General features: G+C 57.2%; 7 protein-coding genes. All 7 read left to right on the top strand.

Annotated elements, in window-relative coordinates:
• The first annotated feature begins 345 nt into the window (after positions 1-345).
• The 7 genes from LQZ19_RS13110 to LQZ19_RS13080 are packed head-to-tail and all read left to right on the top strand — an operon-like array spanning position 346 to position 7419.
• Positions 346-1593 (top strand): DUF3798 domain-containing protein, encoded by a 1248-nt coding sequence (locus LQZ19_RS13110; protein ID WP_411048125.1) that lies wholly within the window; start codon positions 346-348, stop codon positions 1591-1593.
• 22 nt (positions 1594-1615) lie between these two features.
• Complete coding sequence (locus LQZ19_RS13105; protein WP_411048124.1) at positions 1616-2842, top strand: DUF3798 domain-containing protein; 1227 nt, start codon at positions 1616-1618, stop codon at positions 2840-2842.
• A 3-nt stretch (positions 2843-2845) separates the two neighbouring features.
• The gene (locus LQZ19_RS13100; protein ID WP_411048123.1) at positions 2846-4417 is read left to right on the top strand and encodes a sugar ABC transporter ATP-binding protein; all 1572 of its coding nucleotides are present in this window, start codon (positions 2846-2848) and stop codon (positions 4415-4417) included.
• 58 nt (positions 4418-4475) lie between these two features.
• Positions 4476-5522, top strand: a complete 1047-nt coding sequence (locus tag LQZ19_RS13095) for an ABC transporter permease subunit (RefSeq protein ID WP_411048122.1) — start codon at positions 4476-4478, stop codon at positions 5520-5522.
• Positions 5519-6661, top strand: coding sequence for an ABC transporter permease (locus tag LQZ19_RS13090; RefSeq protein ID WP_411048121.1), 1143 nt, complete (start codon positions 5519-5521; stop codon positions 6659-6661). Before LQZ19_RS13095 ends, LQZ19_RS13090 begins: the two co-directional genes overlap by 4 nt.
• Positions 6661-7101: a DUF6672 family protein gene (locus LQZ19_RS13085; protein WP_411048120.1), complete on the top strand. Its 441-nt coding sequence runs from the start codon at positions 6661-6663 to the stop codon at positions 7099-7101. The genes LQZ19_RS13090 and LQZ19_RS13085 overlap by 1 nt, the downstream gene beginning before the upstream one ends.
• Before the next feature lie 30 nt (positions 7102-7131).
• Positions 7132-7419: a DUF1905 domain-containing protein gene (locus LQZ19_RS13080; protein WP_411048119.1), complete on the top strand. Its 288-nt coding sequence runs from the start codon at positions 7132-7134 to the stop codon at positions 7417-7419.
• Positions 7420-7667 lie beyond the last annotated feature (248 nt).

Below are 7667 nucleotides of genomic sequence, written 5' to 3'. Positions count from 1 at the left end.
CGGCGTTAATACCATCGGTTGAAATAGTATCGACCGCAATAACCGTGCCGGGATCATCGGTGACAACGCAAGTGTACAAGGCACTGAATTGGCCTAGTGCCACTCCGGCGGTGGGGCGCTACAGGTAGAAGCGCCGATTTTGGAAGGCTATATCGTTGCTGATCAACAGGTGCTTTTGTGTGGACATCCTCTCCCCCCATTAGTCCGTGTGGTCCGTGGTTATTCCCCCTCCTTCTCCTGTTCCCCTCCGTGACAAATCTTCCCTGCATAAATTCTCATATTTTACCATTTACTGTATTGACATGATCACTATTGGGGTAAAAACTAGCCGTCAGAGGAGATATAATGAAGATTTCTAAGTTTTCCGCCCTTGCCCTGACCCTGGGCATGCTGATCCTTGCGGGGTGTCAGCAGAAGCAGCAGGCCGCCACCACAGAGGGGCCCCGGACTTGGGCCGCCAACGGCCCCTTTCACATTGGCATTTTGACCGAGACGGTTTCCCAGGCCGAGGATGACCTCCGGGGCGCTGAGGAACTGATCCGCCGCTACGGCAGGGTCAGTGACGGGGGGATGATCCAGCACATTACCTACCCGGACAATTTCATGGACCAGCAGGAGGTGTTTATCTCCCAGGTGGTGTCCATGGCGGATGATCCCCTGATGAAGGCGATTATTATCAATAACGCAATCCCCGGCACCTCCGAATCTTTCAGGCGGGTAAAGGAGAAACGGCCCGATATTCTCTGCATCGCCGCAGAGGCCCACGAGGACCCCCTGGTTATCCAGCAGTCTGCGGACCTGGCCACCAACGCCGACTTTATCTCCCGGGGCTACCTGATTCCCTGGGCAGCCAAACAGCTCGGGGCGGATACCTTTATTCACATTTCCTTCCCCCGGCATATGTCCTATGAATCCCTGGGGCTGCGCCGGCAGATTTTCGAGGCCGCCTGTAACGACCTGGGGCTTAAATTCGTGTTTGTCACCGCCCCGGACCCCACTTCCGATGTGGGTGTCGCCGGAGCCCAGCAGTACATCCTGGAACAGACCCCCCAGTGGATCAACCAGTACGGCAAAAACGCGGCCTTCTTCTGTACCAACGACGCCCATACCGAGCCCCTGCTCAGGCAGCTCCTGATCTACGGCGGAATGTTCGTGGAAGCGGACCTTCCCAGCCCCCTGATGGGCTATCCCGGTGCTCTCGGGCTTGATCTTTCTGCGGAAGCCGGGGACTTTACCGCTATTTTGAAGAAGGTGGAAGACGCGGTGATCGCCCGGGGTGGGGCCGGCAAGTTCGGCACCTGGGCCTTCTCCTACGGCTTTGCTCAGAGCGCGGGCTGGGGTGAGTACGCGAAACGTATCCTGGAAGGCAAGGCCCAGCTGGGCAACATGGACGATATGTGGTCCGCCCTGAGTGAGTTCACCCCCGGGGCACGGTGGAACGGCGCCTACTATGTGGACAACAATACCGGGGTGCGGTCCCGGAACCACCTGCTGGTCTACATGGACACCTATGTCCTTGGGCAGGGCTTCCTGCCCACCACCCAGCAGACGGTCCCGGAAAAATATTATAACATCAAGTTCAATACAAATTAATGTTTGAAATGGAAGTATTGAGATGAAAAAGATTGTTTTGACGGCGGTCGCCCTGTTGGCAGCCACCACCATGCTTTTCGTTTCCTGTGCCAAAAAGGAAACCAAAGCTGCCGGGGCGGCGTACCATATCGGTATTGTCACCGGCACGGTATCCCAGTCCGAAGATGACCTTCGGGGCGCGGAAGAACTGATCCGCCTGTACGGCAAGGTCAGCGATGGCGGGATAATCCAGCACATTACCTACCCGGACAGCTTTATGGATCAGCAGGAAGTTACCATCTCCCAGATCGTAACCCTGGCGGACGATCCCCTGATGAAGGCTATCGTGGTGAACCAGGGTGTCCCGGGTACCGCCGAAGCCTTTAAGCGGATCAAGGAACGGCGTTCGGATATCCTGCTCTTTGCCGGTGAATCCCATGAGGACCCTCTGGTAATTCAAGGCTCCGCGGATTTGGCGATTAGCGCCGACTTTGTCTCCCGGGGCTACACCATTATTTGGGCAGCCAAGCAGCTGGGGGCGGACACCTTTGTGCACATTTCCTTCCCCCGGCATATGTCCTACGAATCCTTAGGCCTGCGCCGGCAGATCTTCGAAGCGGCCTGTAACGACCTGGGGCTGAAATTCGTGTTTGTCACCGCCCCGGACCCCACTTCTGATGTGGGTGTCGCCGGCGCTCAGCAGTACATCCTGGAACAGACCCCCCAGTGGATCAACCAGTACGGCAAAAACGCGGCCTTCTTCTGCACCAACGACGCCCATACCGAGCCTTTGCTCAAGCAGCTCCTGGTCTACGGCGGGATGTTCGTGGAAGCGGACCTCCCCAGCCCCCTGATGGGCTATCCCGGCGCGCTGGGCATCGACCTTTCCGCAGAAGCAGGGAATTTCCCCGCCATCCTGAAGAAGGTTGAAGCGGCGGTGGTTGAAAAGGGCGGGACCGGAAGGTTCGGCACCTGGGCCTTCTCCTACGGCTTTACGGTCAGCGCCGGGCTGGGAGAATTTGCCAAGCAGATCCTGGACGGGAAGGCTACCATAAGTAACATGACTGATCTCTACGCATCTCTGGGAAAGTTTACCCCCGGGGCCAAGTGGAACGGCGGCTACTATGTGGACGCCAACACGGGCATACGCGCCCGGAACCAGATTTTGATCTATATGGATACCTACATCATGGGCCAGGGTTACCTGCCCACCACGGAACAGACGGTGCCTGAGAAATACTACGCCATCAAGTTCCAGGGAGGAAACTAGGTAATGGCTCTTTTACGTCTGGAAGGGGTCTCCAAGGACTTTTACGGAACTACGGTTCTTTCGGACGTAAATTTTTCTCTGCAACGGGGAGAAATTTTGGGGCTGGTGGGGGAAAACGGCGCGGGAAAAACAACCCTCATGCGTATCCTCTTCGGTATGCCGGAAATCGCCGACTCTGGCGGTTTCCGGGGCCGTATTTATATAGACGACCAGCCGGTTTCCTTCAAAAGCCCCTTTGACGCCCTGGATGCGGGCATTGCCATGGTGCACCAGGAATTTTCCCTCATACCCGGCCTGACGGCCTATGAAAACATCATGCTCGGCCGGGAGCCGGTTCACCATAACCCGGCGGTAGAAATTTTCGGGGAACGCCTTGCCACCCTCCGCCGGGACGTCATGCGGGAACGGGCGGACAAGGCTATCGCCAAGCTGGGGGTGAACATTGCCGGGGATACCCTGGTGTCGGAAATGCCCGTGGGGCACAAGCAATTTACCGAGATTGCCCGGGAGATAGACCGGGATCAGGTAAAAATCCTGGTCCTGGACGAGCCCACGGCGGTATTGACCGAGGGGGAGGCGGAGATTCTCCTCAAGGCCCTTCGCTCCCTGGCTGCGGAAGGGATCGGGATCATCCTGATTTCCCACCGGCTCCACGAAATAACCTCCCTGGCAAACCGGGTGGTGGTGCTCAGGGACGGCAACATTATCAAAGATGTGCCCAATGAAGGGCTTACGGTGATGGACCTGGCCTCCTGGATGGTGGGCCGGGATGTGGACTCTGCGGCGGCTTACAAAGAGCGGCAGCTTTCCGGGGAGGCCCTCAGGGTGGAAAATCTCTGGGTGGATATGCCCGGGGAAACGGTCCGGGACGTATCCTTTACCGTGAAAAAGGGAGAGATCTTCGGCATAGGCGGCCTGGCCGGCCAGGGCAAACTGGGTATCCCCAATGGCGTCATGGGCCTCTACCCCGCCGGGGGCCGGGCCTTCCTCAACGGGTATCCGGTGAAGCTGGGGGACCCTAAAGCCGCCCTGGACACGGGCATGGCCTTTGTCTCCGAGGATCGCCGGGGGGTGGGGTTGCTGCTGGACGAAAGCCTGGACTGGAACATCGCCTTCGGGGCCATGCAGACCAAGGGGCAGTACCTCAAATCCTTTTTCGGCGGCCTCTTCAAACTCCGGGACGAAAAAGCCATGCGCTCCCTGGCTGAGGAATACATCAAAAAACTGGAAATCAAATGCAACTCCAGCAAACAGCCCGCCAAGGAGCTTTCCGGCGGGAACCAGCAGAAACTCTGCCTGTCCAAAGCCTTTGCCCTGGACCCGGAGCTGCTCTTCGTGTCCGAGCCCACCCGGGGCATTGATGTGGGGGCCAAGAAGATAGTCCTGGACACCCTCCTTTCCTACAACCGGGAACAGGGAACCACCATCGTCATGGTTTCCAGCGAATTAGAGGAACTGCGCTCGATCTGCGACCGCATTGCCATAGTGTCCGAGGGGCGGATCGCAGGGATACTAACACCGGATTCCTCTGCCGCAGAATTCGGGCTGCTTATGTCCGGGGAGGGAGGCGTATGAGCGGGGGGACGCGCGAGTTTATCAGCGAAGTTTTCTGTGGCGCCGGGGAGGGAAGCGTATGAATGGGAAAATCCGCGAGTTTATCAGCGATTTCGGCTGGCCCCGGCTGATCATTTTTTTCTTTGTGGTGGCCTTGTTTATTGCCGCCCCCTTTGTAAATGTCCGGGTGGACAATTCCCTCAAGGATGTGATAGTCCGCTTCGGCCAGAACGGGGTTATGGTGCTGGCCATGGTGCCCATGATGCAGGCAGGGGCGGGGCTTAACTTCGGCCTCCCGGTGGGGATCATCGCCGGGCTCCTGGGCTCCACCCTGTCCATGCAGTTCCACCTGACCGGAATGCTGGGCTTCGGCGCAGCAATACTGTTCAGCCTGCCCTTTGCCATACTCTTTGGGCTGCTCTACGGGATACTCCTCAACAAGGTGAAGGGGGAGGAGATGACCATTGCTATGTACGTGGGCTTCTCCATCGTCACCTTCATGGCCATCATGTGGCTGGTCCTACCCTTCACCAACCCCACCATGGTCTGGGGCTATACCGGCCAGGGGCTGCGGACCACCATCACCCTGGACAATTACTGGTCCCATGTGCTGAACAATATCCTGGTGATCAAAATCGGGCCCTTCTTTGAATTCCCCACCGGGACCATCCTCTTCTTTGCCCTCATGGCCTTCATCATGTGGCTCTTCATGCGGAGCCGCACCGGGACCGCCCTGACCGCCGTGGGCTCCAACCCGGACTTTGCCCGGGCCGGGGGCATTTCCGCAAACCGTATGCGGGCCACCTCGGTGGTGATATCCACGGTGTACGGCGCCATCGGCATACTGGTGTACCAGCAGAGTTTCGGCTTTATCCAGCTTTACAACGCCCCCCTCTACATGGCCTTCCCGGCGGTGGCGGCGGTGCTCCTGGGGGGCGCCTCGGTGAACAAGGCCAGCATCCTCAACGTGGTGGTGGGGACCTTCCTCTTCCAGAGCATCCTGGCCATGACCCCCAGCGTGATCAACAATGTGCTGAAAACCGATATGTCCGAGGTGATCCGGATCCTTATCTCCAACGGGATGATCATCTACGCGTTGACCAGAAAAACGAAGGTGGCTAAATGAAAAAAGCGTTTAATTTCCGGGAATTTCTGGCGGACAATGCGGTGGTCCTGATCTTCGTGGTTATCACCCTGGCGTCAATTCCCCTTTCCGGGCTCTCCCTGTTTTCCATCACCCAGGAGATTCTCACCCGGATCGGGCGGAACTGCTTCCTGGTGTTCAGCCTGATCCTGCCCATCATGGCGGGGATGGGTATCAACTTCGGCATGGTCCTGGGCGCCATGGCAGGGCAAATCGGCCTGATCTTTGCGGTGGACTGGAACATCGTCGGGGTGCCGGGGCTGATCTTTGCCAGCCTCATCGCCGTGCCCATAGCGGCCCTGCTGGGCTGGCTCGCCGGATATATCCTGAACCGCGCCCGGGGCCGGGAAATGGTTACCGGGTACATCCTGGGCTTTTTCATGGACGGCTTTTACCAGCTCATTGTGCTCTACTTTATGGGCTTCCTCATCCCGGTCCATTCCCTGAACATCACCCTGTCCCGGGGCTACGGCATCCGCAATACTCTCACCCTGGACTCGGTGCGCCAATCCCTGGACCAGCTTATCCCCCTGCACATAGGCGGCATGGTCATCCCCCTGGCAAATTACCTGGTCATTGCAGTGCTCTGCCTGTTCATCATCTGGTTCCGCCGCACCAAACTGGGCCAGGATATGCGGGCGGTGGGCCAGGATCAGGCAGTGGCCCACGCCGCGGGTATTCCCGTGGACCAGACCCGGATCATCGCCATCGTCATTTCCACGATCCTGGCAAGCCTGGGCCAGCTCATCTTCCTCCAGAACATGGGCAACGTAGCCACCTATAACGCCCACAAGCAAACCGGCTTCTTCGCCGCCGCCGCAATCCTGGTGGGCGGCGCCTCGGTGAGCAAAGCCACCATCCCCAATGTCTTTATAGGGACAGTATTGCTGCACCTGATGTACATTGTGGTGCCCCGGGCGGGGATCAACCTCTTCGGGAACGCCATGATCGGCGAATACTTCCGGGACGCCTTCAGCTACGCCGTTATCGCCCTGGCCCTGGTCCTCCACGCCTGGCGCAAACGGGCCAATGCCGAATCTGCCCGCAGCGGACTCCGCGGGGAGCTTCGCTGGAAAATCCGGGGCCTCAAGGACGCCGGTACGGCGGGGAGCGGCGCATAATGGCAATAAACCGTCGTCGGCTTATCCTTCGCGGCGCCCTGGTCCTGGTTTGGATCGGCCTGGGCGCCCTGATCTTCGTCTTTAACCGGGGCCACACCCTCCTGGTAGATAACCGCAATATAGAGGCCGACAATATCCGCGCCCCGGACTTAATCACCGTTTCTGTGGACGGCGGCAGGGCTCTGGAATATTTTAGCGGGGACCGGGATATCTTCAAGGTCGGTGGAGGCCGGCACCGGATCAGGATTGAATTCAGCGATGGTAAGCCGCCCTTTGAAAAAACCTTTGCCCTGCCCCTGATGCCGGATATGCTCCTCCTCTCCATACCCCGAATGATTAACGGCATGGAGCCCTATTTTGAGGAATTCCACACTACGCCGGAACCCAGAAAACCGGAAGCGGAGGCGCTTCCCGGGGAAGAGGAAATTATCCTGCCCTAGCTGCCCTCCCCGAATTGCCTTGCAGAAATTATGAACAATAAACTATATGAATTTACAGCGGAAATAAAAAAGGTCCCTGATATTGACGGGGCCTACATCGAATTCCCTTATGATATAAAACAGGAATTTGGGAAAGGCCGGGTAAAGGTGTCCGCTGAATTCAATGGCGAACCGTATAATGGAAGTTTAGTAAATATGGGCGTGAAAAATGAAGACGGCTCTATTTGTTATATAATCGGGATTCGCAAAGATATACGGCAAAAAATAAACAAGCAGGTTGGCGAAAAAATAAAGGTAACAATACAAGCCCTTCAATAAAATAAAGCCGATCCCAAAACCCGGCGGGTTCTGAAATCGGCTTCGATAGAATTACTACCCTCAACGTTACTATTCTAACAAACAAAGCCCGGGATAATTTTTTCTCGTATACCACTTCGCCGCCGATAACGGTTGTAAGGACCGCTATGTCCTTCTTGGAATCTATGAAATCTGTCAAATCCCACTTAGTTGCTGCCACCGTCTTTCTCTTCCCTACGCCCTAGCGACAACTTCGGCGCCGGCGTTAA

It is taken from the genome of Treponema primitia, from assembly GCF_046533075.1.
GTDB classification, from domain to species: domain Bacteria; phylum Spirochaetota; class Spirochaetia; order Treponematales; family Breznakiellaceae; genus Termitinema; species Termitinema primitia_B.
Note: the sequence above shows the minus strand (reverse complement) of the source record. Positions and strands in the feature narration are given on the sequence as shown.